Below are 22,761 nucleotides of genomic sequence, written 5' to 3' on the forward strand. Positions count from 1 at the left end.
TACAAATTTATGATCTAAGTATCTGTTTTAAATATCTTGACTCATAGTTCTAGTTATTCTCAAGTAATGAATTTAATTCTTCATCAAAAAAACAAACAATAAATTCAACTCATGGTTAACTCAAATAATTCCAATAAAAGCAAAGATATCGAAGCAATTTATCCCCTTTCTCCCACTCAGGAAGGGATGTTATTTCATACTCTCTACAACCCAGAATCTAATACTTATTTTGATCAATTTCAATTAACATTTCAGGGAGAACTAGATATTTCTGCTTTTGAAAAATCTTGGCAACAAATACTAGATAGACACACGATTTTACGAACCCAATTTATTTGGAAAAATCGTAAAAAGCCCCTTCAGATCGTGCGAAAAAAAGTTAAATTACCTTGGATTAATATAGACTGGAGATCCCTGTCTCAGAGCGATCAACAAACTCACCTGAATCGTTTCTTAGAGGAAGATAGACAACGAGGTGTTGAAACGGATAAAGCTCCTCTGATGCGATGTACCTTAATTCAATTAGAGAACCAAACTTATCAACTGATCTGGAGTTTTCATCACATCCTCTGTGATGGTTGGAGTTGGCCGATTCTTTTTCAAGAAATCTTCACCTTTTATGATGCGATTAAGCAAGGAAAAGAGTGTCATTTACCAACACCTCGCCCTTACCAAGACTATATTAATTGGTTACAACAGCAAGATATTTCCGCCTCAGAAACATTTTGGCGAAAAACCCTTCTGGGGTTTAGTATTCCGACTCCTTTAATTGGGGAACAAGCCCGCGAAAGGAATAATAAAACCTACAATATCCGCCAAATCAATCTATTAGCTAAAACCACCGCCAACTTAAAATCTTTTGTAGCTCAAAACCATTTGACTCTTTCTACTTTAGTACAAGCAGCTTGGGCGTTATTACTGAGTCGTTATAGCGGTGAGGAAGATATCGTTTTTGGAAGTGTTGTCTCTGGTCGTCACCCTAGTTTATCAGGAGTAGAATCAATGGTCGGGTTATTTATTAATACCCTACCTGCTAGGGTATTAATCCCAGAAACAACAGAATTATTACCCTGGTTACATCAATTACAAGAACAACACATTCAGCGAGAACAATATTCTTATACTCCACTGGTAGACATTCAAGGATGGAGTGAAATTCCCAGAAACGAGTCTTTATTTGAAAGCATTATCGCTTTTGAAAATTATCCTGCAACAGCAAATTTTTCCGAACTTCCTGGGGGAATAAAAATTAGTAATATTGAAGACATCGGACAAACTAATTATCCGCTTGTTTTGCGTGCTGTTCCGGGTCAAGAAATGGCATTAATCATCAATTACGAGGAAAATCGTTTTGATTTACCAACCATTGAACGGATGCTGGGTCATCTGCAAACTTTACTCGAAGAAATGGTGATTAATCCCCATCGTTTCCCTAAAGATTTACCGATTCTTACTGAATCAGAACGGGAAATGCTGTTAGAAGAATGGAACCATACTGAATCTTTATTTCCGATTAGCCAATGTATTCATCAATTATTTGAGGAACAGGTTGAAAAAACACCGAATGCAGTCGCAGTAGTCTATGAAAATCAACAGTTAACCTATCAACAGTTAAACCAAAAGGCGAATCAATTAGCACATTCTTTACAATGCTTAGGAGTTACACCCGATAGTTTAGTTGCGATATGTCTTGAACGATCTTTAGATATGGCTGTAGCAATTTTGGGGACTCTCAAGGCTGGAGGAGCTTGTGTTCCGATTGACACTAAATATCCAGAGGAACGAATTAATTTTATCCTGGCAGATAGTGGTACAAAAGTTGTGTTAACACAAAATTCTTGTGCTTCAATGCTGTCTCAAAATTTCTCCCATCATCTGCTGATATTAGAAGATAAATGGGATGATATTACTCAAGAATCCGATCAAAATATTACGATTGAAATCAATAATGATCATTTAGCTTATCTGATTTATACTTCCGGTTCCACAGGAGTTCCTAAAGGTGTTGCTGTCCCCCATCGCTCCCTCACCAATTTAGTTGAACACCATCGAGATCAAATGCTGACAGGAGGAGGTGTTCTTCAGTTTGCATCTTTTAGCTTTGATGTTAGCTATCACGAAATAGTTGCGGCTTGGTGTTTTGGAGGAACTTTATATATTGCTTCTGAAGATACCCGCCTAGATTTAGATAAATTAGTCAATTTACTTACAAATAATCCTATTGAAAAAGTTATTCTTCCTGTGACTTTGTGGCAGCAAATTGCCGAACTCTATGGAGCAAAACCCGATCTTTTTAAGAATTTAAAAGAGGCCATAACTGCTGGAGAACAACTGCAAATTACTCAACCGATGGTTGAAATGTTTAAAAGTTTAAAAAACTGCACCTTGTATAACTTTTATGGGCCTTCTGAAGCTGATTTAGTCACCGCTTATCGTTTTAGCCATCAACCTGAAGAATGGCCCCTTTATCCTCCCATTGGTAAACCGGCTGTTAATGTCAAAGTTTATTTATTAGATAGTAATTTCCAACCTGTTCCTTTAGGTAGTATAGGAGAGTTATATGTTAGTGGTGCGGGACTCGCTCGCGGTTATTTTAATTGCCCAGAGTTAACCAAAGAAAAATTTATTCCTAATCCTTTTCATCAAAATTCTTATTCATGTCTGTATAAAACTGGAGACTTAGCTCGTTATTTGTCAGATGGAAATATTGAGTTTTTAGGACGAATAGATGACCGGGTAAAAATCAGGGGTTATAGTATTGAATTAGGAGAATTAGAAGCGGTATTAAATAAACATCCCTTCCTAAGTCAAGCTGTGGTTAAAGTCTATGGGGAAAGTGCTAGAGAAAAATATTTATGTGCTTATTTTGTTCCCCTGCAATTACAAACAATTACTATTGAACAACTGCGTCACTTTCTCCAAGAACAACTTCCAGAATATATGATTCCTTCCGCCTTCGTCCCGATGGAATCTTTTCCCTTAACTTCTAATGGCAAAGTTGATCGGCGAAAACTCCCAAAACCCACAACTAGCAGACCCGAATTAAGTCAAATTTATGTCGCCCCATCCACTCCTACAGAAGAAATATTAACAGCCATCTGGCAAGATATTTTAGGATTAACTAAAATCGGGGTCAATGACAACTTCTTTACTGTAGGGGGGCATTCTTTATTCGCGACTCAAGTTATTGCGATGACCCGCAAAGCTTTTAATTTGGAATTGCCCATCAGAAGTCTATTTCAATCTCCTACTATTGCTGAATTAGCGAAAAAGATTGAGATCGGAAGTTATCAAGAATTAGAACAAGAAATTATTCCGATTACACGCCAAACCTCTGATTCTGAATTAGTACCAATTTCTTTAACTCAGTTAGAGCTTTGGTTTTTCAACCAATTTTATCCCGATAATTCTGTCTATAATCTACCCTTAATTTATCGAATTGAAGGCTCACTTAACGTTCCTGTACTAGAGCAAAGCTTAAAAGAAATTGTTAAACGTCATCAAACTTTGCGAACTAATTTTATTTGTATAGACGGACAAGTTTTCCAAAAAATTTCGTCTGAACCCCGTTTTGATTTTTCAATTATTGATCTCCAAGGGTTAAGTGAAATAGAACGGGAGCGAGAATCTGAACGATTAGCATCAGAAGAAATTGCTCGAATTTTTGACCTAAAACAAGGTTCATTATTCCGAAGTAAACTTATACAATTAGCTGAAAATGACTATCTGTTTATTGTTACTATGCACCATATTATTTCTGATGGTTGGTCTTTCGGTGTTTTGATTCGGGAATTAACCTTAATTTACGAAGCGTTTTCTGAGGGTAAACCTTCACCACTACCCCCTTTACCGATTCAATATTCCGATTTTGCCCTGTGGCAATGGCAATCTATAGAAGACAAATCATGGCAATCTCAGCTTGATTTCTGGAAGCAGCATATCGGCGTTAATCCACCGATTTTAAAATTCCCTACTGACCATCCAAGGCCCTCTAAGCTAACATTTAAGGAAGCCCATCATCCTATTACTATTTCCCCAGAATTAACTGATGCTTTAAAAAGATTAAGCCAGCAAGAAGGCGTAACTTTATATATGACTTTGTTAGCGACTTTTAAAGCACTCATCCTTTACTATACACAACAGGAAGACATCATTGTTGGTGGTATTATTGCCAATCGTAACAGACCTGAAACACAGGATTTAATTGGACTTTTTGTGCAGTTTCTCCCCTTGTATACAAATGTAGGAGGTAATCCCAATTTTCGAGAATTACTGCGTCGAGTTAAGGAGACGAGCTTAGGATTTTATGCTCATCAGGAAATTCCTTTTATCAAGTTAGTAGAAGAATTAAAACCTATCAGAGAACCTCAATATACTTTGTTTAATCAGGTGATATTTCTTTTCCAGAATACTCCGAAACAAGATTTAAAATTTGCCAATCTCACTCTAAAAGACCAGTTACTAAAAATATATACAGAAGCAGATACGGCAGAAAATGATTTAACTCTATCCCTCGAAGAAACTGATAACAGCATTGAAGGAATTATATCTTATAAAGTTAATTTATTTACTACTACAAGTATAGCTAAAATGGGAGAGCAGTTTATCAAAATTTTAGAAAATATTATTGTTAATCCCCAGGAAAAAATTATGGCTATTTCTCCTTTTTCTGAACAGGAACGTTACTCAATCAATAATTATCACTGGTCTTCACCAATTGAGGAAGTTAAATCAACTGACTTCATGAAACCACGTAATTTAACTGAAGAATCTTTGCTCAAGATTTGGCAAGAAGTGTTAAATTTAGAAGATATTAGCATTGATGATAACTTTTTTGAACTGGGAGGAACTTCTCAAAAAGTTCTTCAAGTCATAGATAAAGTTACTAAAAAATTTCCGATTGATTTACCCCTGCGTAACTTCTTTGCTAACCCAACCTTAGCCGATTTAGCAGCAACAATTGAGCATCATATCTTATAAATCTATCTTGATTCAGACAATAGACGGGTTATATTGACCGTCTATTTGGCTTTTAAAATCAGGATTATGAATTTTTATTTCAAAATATTGTTTTCTTAATCTTTACTGATAAATTAAATATTGAATTGAGAATGATTACCAAAGATATTGCCATGAATAAAATAGTTCCCGTAATTGATTTTCAGCCCTTTTTTGATGGTGACACAAAGGAAAAGGAAACTGTGGCCAAACAAATCTATGAAGCTTTTGATAAAGTTGGTTGTATATATCTAAAAAATTACGGTTTTTCCCCCGATTTAGTTAACAAAGCTTTTTCTCAATCTCAGGCTTTTTTTGCTCTACCAATAGAAGACAAACAAAAAATTGCCATGGGCAAGATGAACCCAGGATATGAGCAAGCACGAGATCAAGAGGGAAAAGATTTCAGAGAAGTATTTCATTATGGGTTAGAAAGAACTCCAGAGGAGATAAGTTCTGGTCGCTATCTGGCTACTGCTCCTAATCAATGGCCTGAAAATCTACCAGAATTTCGAGATACTTTTATCCAATTTTTCCAAGAATGTGAGAAAATGTCATGGAAGTTATTCCAAGCACTTGCTATTGCCTTAAAAGTACCGGAAACAGTTTTTACAGATGTAATTTCTGACAGAAATTGCTATTCGTTTTTAGCTCATTACCTACCCCTGACCGAACCTATAAAGCTAAACCAAACTCGCGCTAAACCTCATTATGGTTCAGGAACTTTTGGGTTAATATTCCAAGATGACGGTAAAGGTTTAGAAATCTGTCCTCTTGGTGAGGAATGGATTCCTGTTCCTCCAATTCCTGGTACGGTAGTAGTTATTATGGAAGATCTGATCCAAAGGTGGACAAATGATCGGCTTTATTCCACGCTGCATCAAGTTTCAATTCCAGAAGAAGACTTCTATAAGGCTCGTTCTAGGTACTCAATTGCCTTTAAGATAACTCCTAATAATGACACAGAAATTCGCTGTGTTGAAACTTGTGTCACCGAGGATAATCCTCTTAAATATCCTCCCATTTCCGTTGATGATTATTATAAAGAGTGGGACGCGAAACACGAAAATACTTATAAGTAGGTAGGCAGAATTAAACATCAAATATCATCGCAGTACCCTAATCTATTTAACAGTAGGATCACAAATTTTCTGAAACTCTACCAATAGAGTTTCACTAATTTGTTCCCAAGAAAACTTGTCAACAACTCTTTGGCGTCCAGCTTTTCCCATTTCTTGACTAAGATTTTCATCGGAAAGAAGGCGTAAAATTGCTTCAGCTAGAGCATCAGCGTTACTTCTTTCCACCAATAAACCCGTTTTTTCATCCTCGACAATTTCTGGAAAAGCACCGCTATAAGTAGCAATAACGGGTAATTCCATAGCCATCGCTTCCACTAAGGGAATTCCAAAAGGTTCATTCCACACAGAGGGAAAGATGAAAATGTCCGCATCTTGATAATGTTCAACTAAATCGAGTTGTTCAACCGGCCCAAAGAAACACACTGAATTAGCTGCATTGGGAGAAATAATTTGTCGCAGTTGATCACTATATTCTCCCTGGTAAAATGGAATGAGAGTTTGAACATAAGGATCTTCTGTATTGATCATTTGTATGGGTAATACGCCATATTTTCCTTCTGGCCCGATCAATTTAAGCTGTACTTGGGGATACTGCAAGATCACTTTGTTAAACGCTTCTAGTAAAATATGTAATCCTTTTTCGGGTGAAATTCTACCCACAAAAAGAAGAGTTTTTATCTCTTTCTTTTTATTTTTTTTGGCTTCATTATTAACAACAAAATGATTAATATCTACGCCATTAAAAATTGTTTAACAAGGAACATTAGGAAATCTTGTCCGAATTTGATTGGTAATATAGTCACTACATCCAATCACAAGATCCACCGCTTTTAATTTCCGTTCAATCATTTTAGGATCAAGTTGTGTTAACCACTCAGTCTGTAGAAAGATGACAATTTTTGCCTGTGGATTAAAAGCTCGAATTAGTGGGGAAACATGAAAGGCAAAGTTAATTTGAATAATATCACAATTCTGGGATTGCAAATCTTTTGCTATTTGCCAATAATATTTGAAGTCAGATAAAATTGAAGTAAAAAAAGGACGTTTTGCCGGAAAGATTTTCCAGTCATCTAGTACATATAATAAGCCTAATATTTTATCAATAAAGTTATTAGGAATCCTCCGATATGTAATTCCATCTTCTGAATATTCTAACTCTTGGTGATGAGCAGCTTTTGAACCATAGAAAATCAGATCATTGCCGCGAGCTAAACGAAGTGCTAACTGGTAACAGAGGATACCTGATCCAAATTTGGGAGGTTCAGCAAAAGTCCAAACATAATCAAAGAATGCTATTTTCATGTTTTTTGTTTAGTAATGATAACCGAATATCGTGTGATTTCATGCTAATATCACTATATTAGCTAATTACCTCCCGATCAAGAGCTTCCTTCTTTCTCAGATTTGATCAACTCTGATATTATTAGGGGTTGGCGTAAATGGGGATTTGATCTTTACACGATATCTTAACTTAAATCTATCACAATGCCAGCCAAATTTTTTAAAATCCAGAGCAAAAATAAACCCTATTTCTTAAGTATTCCTTCCCTAGATGATTTTCATTATCAAGAAGCAAATACGGTTGATATTAATATTATCTTAGAAAAGCCTAATATTAGTTTATATTGCCTTGATTTTTCCAGAAAATGGGCAATTTTTGTAGAAACTGATCCAGAGGTTGATATTGATCAATTTCCTTTTTTTTATCAAGCGCAATATGACCATGCAAAAAACCTAATTGCCATTACTTTTTCGGAATTATTAGAAATCGGAAAACAACTAGAAATCCCTGAAAATCTTGTAATTGTTTATTCAGTAGGACGCTGTGGATCAACCCTAGTTCATTCGGCATTTAATCAGCTAGAAAATACCCTAAGTCTTTCTGAACCAGGTGTCTATGATCAGCTTGTCATTATGCGTCAATGGGATGGAAGTAATGATGCTGAAATTAGTGAATTAATAGAAAGCTGTACCAAAATATTATGTACATCCTCACGATTAGATGATCATTCATATAGATGGGTGATTAAATTGAGAAGTTATGGAATTGAGATAGCAGATCTAATCTTTAAGCATTTTCCCAAAGCCAAAATTATTTTCTTATATCGGGATACTGAAACTTGGATGAAGTCTGTTTTTCGTGCATCTTTAGGAGAAATTCCTAATACAGTTGATTCTCTAAAAGCAATGCAAAATCAAGTCAGTCAAGTTAGTCCCCTAATTCATCAGGATGAACAGGATCAACCCTTATCTTATCTGCAAATTTTAACCTTAGCATGGTTATCAGTCATGGAAGGTTATTTGCGACTCCATCAACAAGGAGTTTTGGCTCTAGCGATTCGTTTTCAGGATTTGATAACAGCACCACAACAGACAATTATAGAGATATTAAAATACTGTGATATACCCACTACCAACCTAACCCAAATATTTGAAGTATTGCAGAAAGATTCACAAGCTGATACTATTTTATCAAAAGCCAATCTCAACAATCAACAAGTTAAGTTAACTCAAGAAGATTTAAAGGAGATCAGAGCAACTTTACAAGAACATTCAACCATCAAGACTTCTGATTTTATAGTCCCTAATACATTACAGCTAGGAGAATTTTGAATTCCACTTAGAAGCCCAAGAAATTACAATTAATTAGAATCCACTAATTTATAGCTAGATAAAATGAAATATCGTAGATTTGGACGTACAGAAATTCCCATGCCTATTTTTTCTTGCGGGGGTATGCGTTACATTTATGATGAGTTTAAAGAGTATCCTAAAGAACAAATTCCCCTGGATAATCAACAAAATTTAGAAGCGACCATCCGCCGCTCCCTAGAAATTGGTATTAATCACCATGAAACTGCTCGAATGTATGGCACATCTGAGATGCAGTTAGGGGAAATTTTGCCGAAACTACCCCGTCAAAAACTGATTATACAAACGAAAGTTACACCCCAATCTGATCCTCAACAATTTCGTCATTTATTTGAACAATCCTTAGCTTATTTAGGACTAGATTATGTTGACTTGTTGACGATACATGGTATTAATTACAAACCACAACTAGATGATACTATTCGTCCTGGCGGGTGTCTTGATGTGATTAAACAATTACAAATGGAGGGGAAAGTTCGCTTTAGGGGATTTTCTACCCATGGGCCGACAAACCTAATTATCAAAACCATTGAAACCGATCAATTTGATTATGTAAATCTGCATTGGTACTATATTAATCAATTCAATTGGTCAGCAATTGAAGCCGCCAATCGTTATGACATGGGGGTGTTTATTATTAGTCCTTCGGATAAAGGGGGAATGCTTTACAAACCGCCCCAAAAATTAGTAGACTTGTGCTATCCTCTGAGTCCGATGCTATTTAATGATCTGTTTTGTTTGAGCCATCCCCAAGTTCATACATTAAGTCTAGGTGCAGCCAAACCTTCGGATTTTGATGAACATTTAAAAGTGATTGAACTTTTAGAAAAAGCCGATGAAATTTTACCTCAAATTATAAATCGTTTGGAAACAGAAGCGATCGCTAAATTAGGCGAAAGTTGGTTTCATACTTGGAATCTTGGTTTACCTTCCTATCAAGAAACTCCTGGGGAAATCAATATTCCCGTGATCTTATGGTTAAGAAATTTAGCTTTAGCATACGATATGTTTGACTTTGCCAAAAGGCGTTACAATCACTTAAAAACTCGTGATCCCTGGTTTCCGGGTAATACGGCCGCAGGATTATCCGAATTTGACTTAGAGCCTGATCTAAAAAACAGTCCCCATCGAGATAAAATTGTCGCAATACTAGAAGATACCCATCAGCTATTAAATATTTCATAAACCATCTTTTTTTGTTTGCGTCAGTCTTGTCTTTTGGCAGAACATGGTATGCTTAATTATTATCTAACTCAATAGATAGGCATTAAAGATTATAACGTCCCTCCCGTAACATCAGGAAAACCCAATGAATGTTTCAGAAAAAAGCTCAGAGCATATCGATCTCAAAGAGGATATCAAAACTTTTAATAAATCTCTACAACAATTTTTAGGGTTTCTTCAAGTTTATTGGTATCCAAAAGAAACCCAGGATAGAGCCTTTTCAGAGATTATTCGCTCTTGGGGAATGATCTGTTTATTATTTTTATTATTGGTGGGAATCGTTGGTTTTAATGCTTTTAATAGCTTCGTTTTTAGAGACTTAATTGATTTTACTGAATCAAAAGATTTATCTAAATTAACTCATCTAGTAATAATTTATAGTATAGCCCTTGGGAGTATGACCCTATTAACAGGGTTTTCTAAATTTCTTAAAAAGATAATTGCACTCGATTGGTATCAATGGATCAACAATAATATTTTGAATCAATATTTTAAAAATCGGGCTTATTATCAAATTAATTTTAAAGAAAACATTAAAAATCCCGATCAACGTTTGGCTCAAGAAATTGAGCCGATCACTAAAACAACGATGAATTTTTTAACCACCTGCGTCGAAAAGTTCATGGAGATGATGGTTTTTATTGTCATTCTCTGGTCAATTTCTGAAACCATTTCTATTATCCTGATTATTTATACGATTCTTGGCAACATTCTGTCTACCTATATTACTCAACAATTAAATAAAATTAGCAAACAAGAATTAGAAATGGAAGCAAACTATAATTATGCCCTGACTCATGTTCGTAACCATGCAGAATCCATTGCTTTTTTTAGGGGCGAAGAAAAAGAATTAAATATTATTCAGCGAAAATTCAATCAGATGATTGAAATAGTTATTAATAGAGTTAATTGGGAAAGAAACCAAGATTTTTTTAACAGAGGCTTCCAATCCATTGTTCAAATATTTCCTTTCTTAATTGTCTCTCCCTTATATATTAGTGGTCAAATTGAGTTGGGAGAAGTCAACCAAGCCAGCTATTGTTGCTATTTCTTTTCAACGGCGTTATCCGTATTAGTAGAGGAATTTGGTAGGTCAGGTGAGTTTATCAATTATATTGAACGTTTAGATAGCTTTTCCCAAGCCTTAGAAGCCGTCGGGTACCAATCTAACCCGGTGAATACCATTAAAGTTATTGAAAACGATCATCTTGCTTTTGAGGATGTTACCTTACAAACACCAGACTTTACCAAAGTCATCGTCGAACATTTATCAGTTTCAGTTGAACCCGGTGAAGGTTTATTAATTGTAGGGCCAAGTGGTCGAGGGAAAAGTTCTCTTTTACGCGCCATTTCTGGGTTATGGAATACAGGTACAGGGGATTTAGTGCGACCTCCCCTAGATGACATCTTATTTTTACCGCAACGTCCTTATATCATTTTAGGAACCTTGCGCGAACAGCTAATTTATCCTCAGACAACAAATCCAATTAGTGATTCAGAATTAAAAGAAATCTTGCACCAAGTTAACCTACAAAATGTCCTGACTCGAATCGAAAATTTTGATGAGGAACTGCCTTGGGAAAGTATTTTATCTTTGGGAGAACAACAACGTCTCGCCTTTGCTCGACTGTTAGTTAATCATCCTAACTTCGTTATTTTAGATGAAGCTACCAGTGCTTTAGACTTAAAAAATGAGGATAATTTATATAAACAGTTACAAGAAACTGGTAAGACATTTATTAGTGTCGGACATCGGGAAAGTTTGTTTAATTATCATCAAAAAGTTTTAGAAATGTCAGAGGATTCTAGTTGGCGTTTAGTTGACATTAAAGACTATCCTGTGAGCGCAGTGTTCCCTCTTAATCCCAACAATACAAAAGTAAGTCTTGAAACCGTAGAAATTCTGTCAGAAATTGATCAGAAAAATCATTTTTCCCATCAAGAAATACAAAAATTAACCCGTTATAGCTTAAGTACCATCAAAAATAAAGCCAGTCGAGGTCAAACGATTGTTGCTGATGATGGTTTTACCTATCGTTATGACAAAACCCTCGATCAATTAAAATGGGTGAGAATTTAGCAACTCTGTCTTTGGGCGTGCTTTTAATTCTTAATTCTTAATTCCTCGCCATCGCTGTAAGTACATTCGTAGAGAAGGTTATTCCTATGCCATCCTTGAAATATGCCTATTTTCCTGGCTGTGTTGCCCAGGGAGCTTGTCGAGAACTGTATCAGTCTACGCAAGTTCTCACCCAAGCGTTAGGTATTGAACTAATTGAACTGAAAAAGGCATCTTGCTGCGGTTCAGGAACCTTCAAAGAAGATTCCCGACTGTTGGAAGATACGGTCAATGCCCGGAATATTGCCTTAGCAGAAGAACTAAATTTACCCTTACTGACCCATTGCAGCACCTGTCAGGGGGTAATTGGTCACGTTGACGAACGGTTAAAAGAATTTCAGGAAAATGATCCAGCCTATATTGAAAAAGTGAATGGGTTACTTAGCAAAGAAGGTTGTTCACCCTATCAAGGAACAACGGAAGTTAAACACCTGCTGTGGGCCTTAGTCGCCGATTATGGTTTAGCCGAAATTGAACTCCGAGTCCGTCGCAAACTATCGGGTTTGAAGTGTGCTGCCTTTTATGGTTGCTATCTCCTCCGTGCTCAAACCCATTTGCCCTATGATGACCCCCAGCAACCGGAATCCATGGAAAACCTGTTTCGGGCTGTAGGGGCAACTCCGGTCTATTATCGGGGGAGAACCCAATGCTGCGGTTGGCCTCTATCGAGTTACGCCACGGAATCCGCCTTTCAAATGGCTGGAAACCATATTCAAGAGGCAATTGATCACGGTGCAGATTGTCTGGTTACGCCCTGTCCCCTGTGTCATCTGAATTTAGATTCACGTCAACCGGAAGTGGAAAAAGTGATCGGTCGTCCCTTGGGTTTACCTGTCCTCCATCTTCCCCAATTAGTGGCCCTTGCCCTGGATATTGACCCCAAACAACTGGGTTTAGACCGCCATGTTGTTTCCACAAAGTCTGTGTTGGACAAAATTAGAGCCTGAACTGTGAACTGTTAAGGCGGGAAATATTACATTGTTTAAAGTTTTATCGCCTTATGTGTATTGGAAGTGAAACACTGGAGTATTGTGATGCAATATATGGGATGATCCCGCTCCTATTAAGCTGGACTTCTAACCTGTATTTAGGGCAGAACTTGTAACATTTTGATATCTACTGGAGAAATCATTCAATGTCTCATTCAGTCAAAATTTACGATACCTGTATCGGCTGTACTCAGTGCGTTCGCGCTTGCCCCACTGACGTCCTAGAGATGGTTCCCTGGGATGGTTGCAAGGCGGCTCAGGTAGCTTCCTCTCCCCGCACCGAAGATTGTGTCGGCTGCAAACGTTGTGAAACCGCCTGTCCTACGGATTTCTTGAGTATTCGGGTTTATCTCGGTGCTGAAACCACTCGTAGTATGGCTCTAGCCTACTAAACTCTGCCTGAAAGCGGGTGTTTATCTCGATCCATAATGTATTGCTTTCACCGGAAAGGATACAGTGGATTCAATCTTTACGGAGGGAGGAAATTCCACCCTCTTTTTTGTTGAGATGTTGACGGTTGACCGGGTTGGCACAGATATTGACAAAACCGATCACCAGGGACGGGTTTATAGCAACCGCCAAGGCAGTTAAGACACCAGACGGATCTTAGAACCCAGACGGTGAAGTATTTTCTCCCCTGTTCCCTCCCCCCCTAGCCCCCAGGGCTGTTTGGGGGGGCTGTTCCCTATTCCCTATTCCCTATTCCCTATTCCCTGCTATAAAAGTTTTACAAGTTCTCGACACAAAGCCCACCTCTTTCAAGGGTGGGATGTAGTGTCGCCACCTTTAGGTGGAGTCAAGATTTTAATATAATCCCTAAGAACTTCAGCCATTGATACAGATTGGCTTCCGGCATATATCTTCAACTTTTCGTACTCCCTATCAGTCATCCACATTGAAAATCGTTTTTCTCTTGACATGGCTTCTATTCCGGTATACGATTAGGAGTATAGCAGGATGTTCCTAGCTTGTCTAGTCGGATGTTCCGACAACCAAACAAGTTGTCAATAGCGAGAAAAAGGCAACCACTGTAACAACCTTAGTGAGCTATAGAGAACTACGCAAAATCCAATCAGAGATTGAGACCGTAATAGTCGTAGTTGCTAATTAGGGCGAGGTGTTTGGCAATCCTCAGAGTCCTCGTACTCTCCTCTAATGTTGCTGTGAAGCAACTCTGGAAACAGTAAGGAGGCAACTCCATGAATACTACTTAGGTAGGGCTAGATAGGAGAATCCCACGACTTTAGCGTAGCGTAGTCGTGGGAGTGTCAACAATATCAATCATCGTTTCCTGAACTCCTTTTTCTTTTCTTTCACTATAGCGATCGCTCAGATAATCTGTATGTCCTCTTAATAACAAAGTGAATTTGTAGAGTTCTTCCATCACGTCAACCACGCGATCTCGATAGGGAGAATCCTTCATCACCCCATCTTCATCGAACTCCTGATAGGCTTTAGCCACCGAAGACTGATTAGGAATCGTAAACATCCGCATCCAGCGCCCCAAAATTCGTAGGGTGTTAACCGCATTAAAAGACTGGGAACCGCCACAAACCTGCATCACGGCCAAAGTTCGGCCCTGGGTTGGTCTAATCGCCCCCATGGTCAGGGGAATCCAATCAATTTGATTTTTCATCACCCCACTAATTTGGCCATGGAGTTCTGGACTAGACCAGACTTGGCCCTCTGACCACAAACTCAATTCCCGTAACTCCTGAACTTTGGGGTGAGTATCCGGTACGCTTCCATAAATCGGCAATTCTCGTGGGTCAAAAAACCTGACTTCTGCACCAAAATCCTGAATAATTAGGGCTGCTTCTTCTGCTAATAAACGACTATAAGACCGTCCTCTTAAGGAGCCGTATAATAATAGAATTCGAGGTGGATGATTAGACATATATTAGGTAATGGGGATCACAGATTAAAGAGGATTTCACGGATTTCACGGATTTTAATCTGTGTAATCCTCTTAAATCCGTGATCAGGAATGGGTAATGGTAATAGCATTTCATATTACCCTAGCCAGGGAGGACGCTGGTAGTGCAAAAATTGTTAACTCAAACTATCAATTAACTTTTGAACTCTTGCTTTAATTTCATCTCTGACTCGATGAAAAGTTTCAATAGGTTGTCCATCGGGATCATCTAATTGCCAATCTTCAAACACTTCTTGCATTACCCAAGATTCAGGTAAGTTTACCCCACAACCGCATAAAGAAATCACTGCATCATAATCTTCTGCTTGGAAATCACTTAAAGGGTTAGAAGTTTGATTGGTAATATCAATTCCGATTTCATCCATGACTTGAATTGCCGTAGGATGCACCCGACTGGCTTCTAAACCAGAACTGGTGACGGCTATTTTTCCCGCCCCTAAAGTTCTAGCAAATCCTTCGGCCATTTGAGAACGGCAAGAATTTCTTTTGCAAACAAACATAACTTTTTTCATGTAAATCTCCAATGTTTAGAATAGCTAAATGATCTAAAAAATCAGGATATTTATTGATTTAACCCTTAAAACAACGCGGATCAAGTAAACTGGCTTTTTCTGGTTCTCTGGGGAACCAAAAAGCTGTTTTTTTACAAAGTTCAACTAACATTAACATTACTGGAACTTCAATTAATACCCCCACAACCGTTGCTAAAGCAGCACCCGAATTTAAACCAAATAAGGTTACGGCTGTTGCGATCGCTACTTCAAAATGATTACTCGCCCCAATTAAAGCCGCCGGAGCCGCATCTTCATAGGACATTTTCATTTTTAAAGCAATCAGATAGCTAATCAGAAAGATAAAATTGGTTTGGATAAATAAAGGAACTGCAATTAACAGAATATGAAAAGGATTGTTAACAATCAATTCCCCTTTAAAGGCAAATAGTAACACCAAAGTAATCAACAATGCCGAGATAGCAATTGGGCTTAAATAGTGCAGAAATTCCCGTTCAAACCAAGCCTTACCCTTGTTTTTAAAAATCCAATGGCGACTATACATTCCCGCCACTAAAGGTAATCCCACATAAATTATAACCGACAAAAAAATCGTTAGCCAAGGAACAGTTAAATCATTTGCTGCTAGTAACCAACGCCCTAACGGTGCATATAAAAATAACATCGCTAAGGAATTAACCGCCACCATCACTAAAGTATGACCTTGATTCCCATAACATAGATAACCCCACATCAAAACCATCGCGGTACAGGGAGCAATTCCTAATAAAATAGTTCCCGCAATATAGGAATTTGCCAAAGAAACTTCCTGTCCTCCGATCAGTTCTGTTCCAGTAATTAAAGGACGAAATAACCATCCCAAAAAGAACTGAGAAAACGCCACCATTGTAAAGGGTTTAATTAACCAATTTACAACTAAAGTTAGTAATACTGGTTTCGGGGCGTGGATAGCGTTTACAGCCTGGGTAAAATCAATTTTTACCATGATGGGATACATCATAAAAAACAGGCAAATGGCAATGGGAATTGAGATTTGATAGACGCTCATCGAGTCCAAAGTAACCGCAACTCCGGGGAATAAACGCCCTAAAATAATACCGCCAATAATACATAAAAACACCCAAACGGTTAGGTATTTTTCAAAAATACTTAGTTTACCCCCAGCTTGCACTGCTGATGGGTTAACTTGAGGTGAATTTCTACTCATTAAACCTCCTGAAAAATCAGTATTCTGCTTTGTGTCTTTGTGTCTTTGTGGTTAAATTAGGCCTTAATAGCCATCTAAATCATATCAAATTTTTTTGATATGTCAAGTTAAAAAAAGGTTAAGATTCTTTTAGATCATCTAAAAATGCTAAATTAGTCCGGTAAAGATTAGGGAAAATAGGAAAATTGCGATCGCTAATTTCCCCTTAAAAATCTCATCTTAGAATTATTAATTAAAACTTTGGTAACTGCCATAACTCCGGTTCAAATTCACTTAGAGAATTAAGAATTTGATCAGCTTCTTGATAAAGGGATTTATCCATATCCGACGAGGGAACTGCTATTACGGACATTCCCGCCGCCCGAGCCGCAGAAACCCCCGCCAAGGCATCTTCAAAGACTAAACAGTTTTCGGGATTTGCCCCTAAACGTTGTGCGACTAATAGGAAAATATCCGGTGCGGGTTTGCCATTTTTAAGTTCAGGATCATCTCCCCTAACAATAGATTGAAACAGGGAAAACCATTGTTGATGACTTTGGGTTTTTGCGGTAAAAGGGCGATTTCCTGAACTGGTTGCGATCGCTTGGGGAATATTATGAGCCGCCAGATGTTCCGTGAGAAAAACCGCTCCCTCTAAGGGCAAAACATGGGGATACAATTGATAAATAATGGCATCTTTTCGCTCTAAAAATTGTTCAACAGTTACTGACAATTCCAACTCCTGAATTAAGAGTTTAACGGAATCATGGGATTTTCTCCCCCTAACTTTACAACCGAGGGCATGATCAATAGTTTTGCCATAATAGTTGGCAACCATTTGATTAACTTTCGTATGAAGGGGTTCTGTATCTAACAGTAAACCGTCTAAATCGTAAATAACGTGGGTAATTTTGTTAAAATTTGGCATTGGTCAAGGAATAAAGCATTATAATTATTATGAATTAAATTGACTGATAAATCAAGAGATCAAAATTATCGGGAATCAAACCGAAAATCAATTGAGTCTAGGGTGTTAATTGCCAAGATTGATGACAAGTCCAAGATTGATCTAGGTGTCGCTGATAAAACCTTAATTCCCAGTCCGCTTGGGCGTAGGGATTAATTTGATTTTGAGCTAAATCTTGTAATTGTCGAGCGTGTTGGGGCTGAAATTCATAGGCTAAACTCAAATGGAGCCAAGTTTTTAATCGCAAGGCTTCTAAACGAGTTGCTGAATTGACTAATTGACTAAAATGAATCAATAACAATGGAATGCCTTGGGCTTGTAATTCCAAACCATACCAAGTGGCTTGAAATGTCATTTGAGTCACATTAATCTTTAAGGGAATCGCGGTTAATTGTGCGGTATTGTAAGCGGTTTCTATGGCTTGAATATATAGGTTAATTTGTGATTCTTGATCTTGAAAAAAGCCAGTTAAGGTACAATGGGGCATATAATTATGGGCAGCATTTGATCCGCACAATTTCAGACTTTCTTGATAAAAGGTTTCAATTTGTTCCGCTAATTCTCCCTGGGGACAAGCATAAACAATAAATTGACTGAGTGACATATAGCAGGAAATAGGGAGTACAGTATGGTTTTAACATGACAAATGTTTCCTTAAACAAATCTTAATAAGATCATCAGTATTTTACTAGATAAAGTTAGTTAAATTTAGGTAATCTTAGGATTAAATTTAATTTAATTTTTTAGAAAAAATAAAAATTCAAACAATAGTATTATTTTTTAAAGTAATTATAACTTTTGTAAAAAAATCTAATAATTGAATCCCTTGACTTTAATATCTTTTTGCTTTAAGATAGGATTTTAGTTTTAGAATGAACAGTATAACTAGAATTTGCAGAATTTGGATATAATTATGAGATCAACCCCAGATTTTTTTGATCAGACTCAGATTGATCATTGGGAAACTCAGATCCCTCCTGTATCTAATCAAGCTCAATTACAAGGGTTTGTGATTGATATTACCCAAATTTTTAGCTTAGAAACCCAAGGAACACTCTCTTCCAGACAAGCCTATAGCCAGATTAAGCAGTTAGTCACGGAATTACAAAACAGTGTGATTAATGACTAAACTCAATTTTATAACAATCTTAAATCCTCTGTAAAAACTATTTGGGATTGTTATAATAAGACGGTTATCAATTAGTATTTTTAGGTGCTTATAATGGAAACAACAATTAATCCTCAAACCCAGACTTTAGGATATTCGGCGGTACAAGCTATTCAGAAACACCTAGAAAAAGTTATTAGTCATGAATCTGAAGTTTTAAAAGATCATGATCCTGAAGAATTACATCAAATGCGGGTAGGAATGCGACGGTTAAGATCTGCGGTGGTTGGTTTTGCTCCAGTATTAAAATTACCTGAATCTGCCCAGGATGAAAAAATTGGTAGAATTGCCCGTCGTTTGGGAAAATTGCGAGATTTAGATGTTTTATTAGAAATATTACAAAATACTTACTATTCACAATTACCGCCATCGGAACAAGAAATTTTAGATAAAATATTAATAGATTGGATCAAACAACGTCACAAAGCTTTTCGAGTTGTGGAATGGAGTTTAGAACATAAAATATATCAAAACTTGAAAGAAGATTTGCAAGATTGGATAAAAGAACCTAGTTTTACGACTCTGGAAGCACTACCAATTAATGAAGTCTTACCGGATTTATTACTTCCCCAAATTAGTCATTTATTCCTGCATCCAGGTTGGCAAGTGGGAGTAACTCAAGATCCAGTTAATTCTGCTGAAATTACTTCAGAAACCTTAGAAATAATCTTAGATAAACAGGGAGAATCTTTGCACGATTTAAGAAAGCAAGCTAAGAAAGTCCGTTATCAAATGAGTTTGTTTAATGATTTTTATAGTCCTAAATATTCAACTTATTTAGAAGATATCAAAGCCATTCAAGAACATTTAGGAGATATTCAAGATAGTATGGTTTTGATGGAAAAAATAGCTGATAAAATCCCATCAAAAATTAGGTCTAAACTTCCAACTTTTATCAATCTTCTAGCGGAAAAACGCTATGAATCTTGGCAAAAATGGCAAGAACTTCAACAGCGTTATTTAAAGGCTGAAAATCGCCAGGAATTTCGCTTAGAATTACTGCATCCTGTGATCTAGGAGGGAATAATAAAACCGTCAAAGTCCCCCTTTTTAATGGGGATTTAGGGGGATCTAATCTCATGCTAAAACATAGTATTTAAGGTTCTTTTTTGGGAGTTGCAGTTGCAGGAAGTTGAGTGCTAGGGGTTTTAATTTTAACAAAAATATCATAACGGCTGGTGCGATCGCTTATAATTGCAGTAGTTAATCCAATTGATTGAATCGCATCAATCCATAACTTTTGACCCGGGGGAAGTTGAGGTAAGGATAGAGTTCTAACATTCGGATTAAATACCCGTTCAAGATTTATAAAAAAGTTGCCATTATTGGGGTTTAATCCCATTGGAACAGTTTGCTGAAATAGCGGATTAGCAGTGATTTGAGCTTGAGGTAAAGGTACAATTTGATCCGCCACCGCTCCCCCCAAAGTAACAAAAGCCACATCGGATTCTAACCAACCACGAGTTACCATAAATCCCCCAAAGGGAGACACCCATTGCACCGCCGATTGCTCCTTAACTTTAATTTCACTAACCTTAAATTTCTTATTCTTCATCACTTCATCTAACTGGGTTAAAGCCTTATCCGCCGCACTGCGATCGGAAACCTTCACCATTAATACTAACCCCGCCGTAAATCGTTCTAAAGCTCTAGGATTTGGATTAGCGGGAACTAAAGATAAAGAAAATTCCCCACCCATCCAATTAAGAACATCTTTTTCTAACTCCATCCCCGTCGCTGATTTAAAACTAGAACTCAAAACTTGAGGATTCAAGGGCGCTATCGGATTAGCATTTGCCCCTTGAGTATAATCTTCCCAAACCCGTTTTAAATTACTTCCAGAAACCATCATTAATGTATTTTCTGGAATCCGAGGTAGAATCTCTTGAGCTTTATTTTCAACGGTAAATTTTTTCTGACTATTCGGTTTTAACCAAGACACTCCCTTAAACCCAACTCCCTGAGATTCTAAACTAATATTAGTTGCTAATCCTTGATGCTGTTGTACCTGTTCTAAATTTTTATCAGGAATCGGATTAGGAGAACGATAGGAGGCAATTTTTGTGGCGACGGGAATATTTAGGTAAACTTGAGCAAAGGGATTAGTAGTTTTAATCGTCTCTAAATTAGCAGCATATCCAGGGGTTTTCGCTAAAGAATCTGAACCTCTATAAGTATCAATTACCCGTTCAGTTGCATTCGGATCGGTGGTGACAACTAAAAAATCTTGTCCCAGGACAGAAATCGAATAATTCTGTTTAGGATTTCCCTGGGTTTCAATAATATCAACCCCTCGATAGGAGCGCTGAGTAGTTTGGCCCTGTTGTAGTGTTCTCGGTCGTGATAATAATTCTTTAGCTTTGGTAGGGTTAGCAATAGGAAGCACCACCACCATCGTCTGTTGATTTAAGGAGGTGGAAGTATCAGAGTTAGGAGCAGTCCCAGAAATCAAGCTAGAATTAGGTAAAGAAGCGATCATTACTTCTTGACCGACCCAAGGCTGAATATCCTGTTGATAATTATAGCCATTGTCTGTAAATACCCGATTTTGCCAATTTTTGAGAATATCTTGCAACGCCGCTTGAGATTGAACCGTACCGTATTGGCTTAATTTATCCCATTGTTGGGGATTTGTGGAGAGGGATACAGCCACCATTGCTTCCTGGGGTACAACATTCGCACCCAGGGGAACACCTTCTAAAAATTTACGCGAAACTAAACCGTAGTAGGCTGCAATTCCACCTCCAACCAGCAGTGTCGCAACTCCCACAGTCAAAACTAGATTGGGTTTAATTTTTTGGATCATGAATAGCAAGGATGGCTCTAGCCTGTAAACAAAATGATTCGGTGTCGAGGGAGATTTTAACCCAGGGGGTTGCACTTTGCAAATTCCCTCGTCCCTCGTCCCTCGTTGCTAGGTTCTACCTAGCAATGCCTTCTTGCAGGCTCCGCCTGCTTCTTGACCGGAGGCAGAGCCTCCTGTTGGGGTTCCCTGGTGGAACCAGGGGAACCAGAGGTAGTGCTGTGGTTTATGAAATAATTTCGATGGGGATTAATCCCGGTAAATCTTGATAGTTTCGATAACTAGAATATCGCCAGTGTAGGGGATCGTCAATATAACCGCGTTTGACTGGATTGTTATGAATATAGTCTAATTTTTGCCATAACATTTCTTCTGTGAGAATGGCTTGAGGATGAAAGCCTTCTTGCCAAAGTTGATATTCTTGATCGGTTTTATGGGGAAGTTTAGCGGCTTTAAGTTGAGTTAAGAGGTGATGACTTTGATTTTGTTTTAATTGATCAATAATGGAACGAGCAGTAAAGGATTTAAAGGTTCTAATTTCTTTGGATAGGTTTTCGGCAGTGCCAATTAAATGCAGATGGTTTTCCATTAAAACATAGCTATGTAAAATTAAGCGGTGTTGGTCGTGTAAAAACTTTAAAGAATTAAGGATAATTTGAGCAAATTCTGGATGGCTGAAAATCGGAATCCAGTTAACCGTAGTACAGGTCACAAAATGGGGTCTGTCTTCTAATACTTTATAGCGGCTGCGTCCCATCTCTGTTTAATATTATTGAGAGTTTTCGGGTTGACTGATCTGAATTATATAACGACTTACCCTCGTCGCCTCCCTCCTTCCCCTCGTTGCTAGGTTCTACCTAGCAATGCCTTCTTACAGGCTCCGCCTGCTATTTTGTTTTCACTGAAGGCAGAGCCTCTATTATCGGTTCCCTGGTGGAACCAGGGGAACCAGGGAACGACTTCCCCTCGTTGCTAGGTTCTACCTAGCAATGCCTTCTTACAGGCTCCGCCTGCTATTTTGTTTTCACTGAAGGCAGAGCCTCTATTATCGGTTCCCTGGTGGAACCAGGGGAACCAGGTAAAAAAAAAGAAAGAAGGGTAAAGAAGAAAGAAGGGTAAAGGGCA

Annotated in this window: 17 protein-coding genes and 1 pseudogene; 10 read left to right on the forward strand and 8 right to left on the reverse strand. The window is 37.7% G+C overall.

The features are described from left to right. Positions 1–111 precede the first annotated feature (111 nt). Both aerG and NMG86_RS18465 read left to right on the forward strand, forming a co-directional pair. Complete coding sequence (gene aerG, locus NMG86_RS18460) at positions 112–4,980, forward strand: aeruginoside biosynthesis non-ribosomal peptide synthetase AerG (protein WP_052338533.1); 4,869 nt, start codon at positions 112–114, stop codon at positions 4,978–4,980. Between the two features lie 131 nt (positions 4,981–5,111). Further along, on the forward strand, positions 5,112–6,080 hold the full coding sequence (locus NMG86_RS18465) for an isopenicillin N synthase family dioxygenase (RefSeq protein WP_026796219.1): 969 nt from the start codon (positions 5,112–5,114) through the stop codon (positions 6,078–6,080). 42 nt (positions 6,081–6,122) lie between these two features. On the opposite strand, the pseudogene aerI reads toward NMG86_RS18465, so the two are convergent. After that, positions 6,123–7,382 (reverse strand): annotated as a pseudogene (aerI, locus tag NMG86_RS18470) (aeruginoside biosynthesis putative glycosyltransferase AerI). Positions 7,383–7,565: 183 nt separating this feature from the next. On the opposite strand from aerI, the gene NMG86_RS18475 reads away from it, so the two are divergent. The 6 genes from NMG86_RS18475 to NMG86_RS18500 all read left to right on the forward strand — a co-directional run bounded on the left by NMG86_RS18475 (position 7,566) and on the right by NMG86_RS18500 (position 13,655). After that, positions 7,566–8,693, forward strand: a complete 1,128-nt coding sequence (locus tag NMG86_RS18475) for a sulfotransferase (protein ID WP_026796220.1) — start codon at positions 7,566–7,568, stop codon at positions 8,691–8,693. Between the two features lie 63 nt (positions 8,694–8,756). Further along, positions 8,757–9,917 carry an aldo/keto reductase gene (locus NMG86_RS18480; protein WP_026796221.1) on the forward strand — a complete coding sequence of 387 codons (1,161 nt, stop codon included), beginning with the start codon at positions 8,757–8,759 and terminating at the stop codon, positions 9,915–9,917. 124 nt (positions 9,918–10,041) lie between these two features. Beyond that, the gene (locus tag NMG86_RS18485; protein ID WP_026796222.1) at positions 10,042–12,036 is read left to right on the forward strand and encodes an ABC transporter ATP-binding protein/permease; all 1,995 of its coding nucleotides are present in this window, start codon (positions 10,042–10,044) and stop codon (positions 12,034–12,036) included. 86 nt (positions 12,037–12,122) lie between these two features. Then, positions 12,123–13,022 carry a CoB--CoM heterodisulfide reductase iron-sulfur subunit B family protein gene (locus NMG86_RS18490; protein ID WP_373282708.1) on the forward strand — a complete coding sequence of 300 codons (900 nt, stop codon included), beginning with the start codon at positions 12,123–12,125 and terminating at the stop codon, positions 13,020–13,022. A 188-nt stretch (positions 13,023–13,210) separates the two neighbouring features. Next, positions 13,211–13,456, forward strand: a complete 246-nt coding sequence (psaC, locus tag NMG86_RS18495) for a photosystem I iron-sulfur center protein PsaC (RefSeq protein WP_026785716.1) — start codon at positions 13,211–13,213, stop codon at positions 13,454–13,456. A gap of 64 nt (positions 13,457–13,520) precedes the next feature. Next, a complete protein-coding gene (locus NMG86_RS18500) occupies positions 13,521–13,655 on the forward strand; it encodes a hypothetical protein (RefSeq protein WP_269147387.1) in 135 nt (44 codons plus the stop codon). Positions 13,656–14,307: 652 nt separating this feature from the next. Here the strand turns inward: NMG86_RS18500 and arsH are convergent. From arsH to NMG86_RS18525, 5 genes are all read right to left on the reverse strand, one after another. Beyond that, positions 14,308–14,961: an arsenical resistance protein ArsH gene (gene arsH / locus NMG86_RS18505; RefSeq protein WP_026796223.1), complete on the reverse strand. Its 654-nt coding sequence runs from the start codon at positions 14,959–14,961 to the stop codon at positions 14,308–14,310. A gap of 155 nt (positions 14,962–15,116) precedes the next feature. After that, positions 15,117–15,512, reverse strand: coding sequence for an arsenate reductase, glutathione/glutaredoxin type (gene arsC, locus NMG86_RS18510; protein WP_026785714.1), 396 nt, complete (start codon positions 15,510–15,512; stop codon positions 15,117–15,119). Positions 15,513–15,570: 58 nt separating this feature from the next. Next, the gene (arsB, locus tag NMG86_RS18515) at positions 15,571–16,719 is read right to left on the reverse strand and encodes an ACR3 family arsenite efflux transporter (protein WP_026796224.1); all 1,149 of its coding nucleotides are present in this window, start codon (positions 16,717–16,719) and stop codon (positions 15,571–15,573) included. Positions 16,720–16,951: 232 nt separating this feature from the next. Then, the gene (locus tag NMG86_RS18520) at positions 16,952–17,626 is read right to left on the reverse strand and encodes an HAD-IA family hydrolase (RefSeq protein WP_026796150.1); all 675 of its coding nucleotides are present in this window, start codon (positions 17,624–17,626) and stop codon (positions 16,952–16,954) included. A gap of 97 nt (positions 17,627–17,723) precedes the next feature. Next, positions 17,724–18,269, reverse strand: a complete 546-nt coding sequence (locus NMG86_RS18525) for a hypothetical protein (protein WP_026785711.1) — start codon at positions 18,267–18,269, stop codon at positions 17,724–17,726. A gap of 309 nt (positions 18,270–18,578) precedes the next feature. On the opposite strand from NMG86_RS18525, the gene NMG86_RS18530 reads away from it, so the two are divergent. Both NMG86_RS18530 and NMG86_RS18535 read left to right on the forward strand, forming a co-directional pair. Next, the gene (locus NMG86_RS18530; protein WP_026785710.1) at positions 18,579–18,794 is read left to right on the forward strand and encodes a DUF7219 family protein; all 216 of its coding nucleotides are present in this window, start codon (positions 18,579–18,581) and stop codon (positions 18,792–18,794) included. A gap of 93 nt (positions 18,795–18,887) precedes the next feature. Then, the gene (locus NMG86_RS18535; RefSeq protein WP_026796225.1) at positions 18,888–19,850 is read left to right on the forward strand and encodes a CHAD domain-containing protein; all 963 of its coding nucleotides are present in this window, start codon (positions 18,888–18,890) and stop codon (positions 19,848–19,850) included. A 79-nt stretch (positions 19,851–19,929) separates the two neighbouring features. Here the strand turns inward: NMG86_RS18535 and NMG86_RS18540 are convergent, their stop codons facing one another. Continuing rightward, positions 19,930–21,639 (reverse strand): DUF3352 domain-containing protein, encoded by a 1,710-nt coding sequence (locus NMG86_RS18540; RefSeq protein WP_043939101.1) that lies wholly within the window; start codon positions 21,637–21,639, stop codon positions 19,930–19,932. A 223-nt stretch (positions 21,640–21,862) separates the two neighbouring features. Beyond that, entirely contained in the window at positions 21,863–22,393 is a 531-nt protein-coding gene (locus tag NMG86_RS18545; RefSeq protein WP_026785708.1) for an REP-associated tyrosine transposase, read from the reverse strand. Positions 22,394–22,761 lie beyond the last annotated feature (368 nt).

Source organism: Planktothrix rubescens CCAP 1459/22 (genome assembly GCA_904830895.1).
Taxonomy (GTDB): domain Bacteria; phylum Cyanobacteriota; class Cyanobacteriia; order Cyanobacteriales; family Microcoleaceae; genus Planktothrix; species Planktothrix agardhii.

What these genes read in the sequence shown, in the direction of transcription:
- aerG (WP_052338533.1), top strand. Translation starts at nt 112, where the DNA reads ATGGTTAACTCAAATAATTCCAATAAAAGCAAAGATATCGAAGCAATT.
- NMG86_RS18465 (WP_026796219.1), top strand. Translation starts at nt 5,112, where the DNA reads ATGATTACCAAAGATATTGCCATGAATAAAATAGTTCCCGTAATTGAT.
- NMG86_RS18475 (WP_026796220.1), top strand. Translation starts at nt 7,566, where the DNA reads ATGCCAGCCAAATTTTTTAAAATCCAGAGCAAAAATAAACCCTATTTC.
- NMG86_RS18480 (WP_026796221.1), top strand. Translation starts at nt 8,757, where the DNA reads ATGAAATATCGTAGATTTGGACGTACAGAAATTCCCATGCCTATTTTT.
- NMG86_RS18485 (WP_026796222.1), top strand. Translation starts at nt 10,042, where the DNA reads ATGAATGTTTCAGAAAAAAGCTCAGAGCATATCGATCTCAAAGAGGAT.
- NMG86_RS18490 (WP_373282708.1), top strand. Translation starts at nt 12,123, where the DNA reads ATGCCATCCTTGAAATATGCCTATTTTCCTGGCTGTGTTGCCCAGGGA.
- psaC (WP_026785716.1), top strand. Translation starts at nt 13,211, where the DNA reads ATGTCTCATTCAGTCAAAATTTACGATACCTGTATCGGCTGTACTCAG.
- arsH (WP_026796223.1), bottom strand. Translation starts at nt 14,961, where the DNA reads ATGTCTAATCATCCACCTCGAATTCTATTATTATACGGCTCCTTAAGA.
- arsC (WP_026785714.1), bottom strand. Translation starts at nt 15,512, where the DNA reads ATGAAAAAAGTTATGTTTGTTTGCAAAAGAAATTCTTGCCGTTCTCAA.
- arsB (WP_026796224.1), bottom strand. Translation starts at nt 16,719, where the DNA reads ATGAGTAGAAATTCACCTCAAGTTAACCCATCAGCAGTGCAAGCTGGG.
- NMG86_RS18520 (WP_026796150.1), bottom strand. Translation starts at nt 17,626, where the DNA reads ATGCCAAATTTTAACAAAATTACCCACGTTATTTACGATTTAGACGGT.
- NMG86_RS18525 (WP_026785711.1), bottom strand. Translation starts at nt 18,269, where the DNA reads ATGTCACTCAGTCAATTTATTGTTTATGCTTGTCCCCAGGGAGAATTA.
- NMG86_RS18530 (WP_026785710.1), top strand. Translation starts at nt 18,579, where the DNA reads ATGAGATCAACCCCAGATTTTTTTGATCAGACTCAGATTGATCATTGG.
- NMG86_RS18535 (WP_026796225.1), top strand. Translation starts at nt 18,888, where the DNA reads ATGGAAACAACAATTAATCCTCAAACCCAGACTTTAGGATATTCGGCG.
- NMG86_RS18540 (WP_043939101.1), bottom strand. Translation starts at nt 21,639, where the DNA reads ATGATCCAAAAAATTAAACCCAATCTAGTTTTGACTGTGGGAGTTGCG.
- NMG86_RS18545 (WP_026785708.1), bottom strand. Translation starts at nt 22,393, where the DNA reads ATGGGACGCAGCCGCTATAAAGTATTAGAAGACAGACCCCATTTTGTG.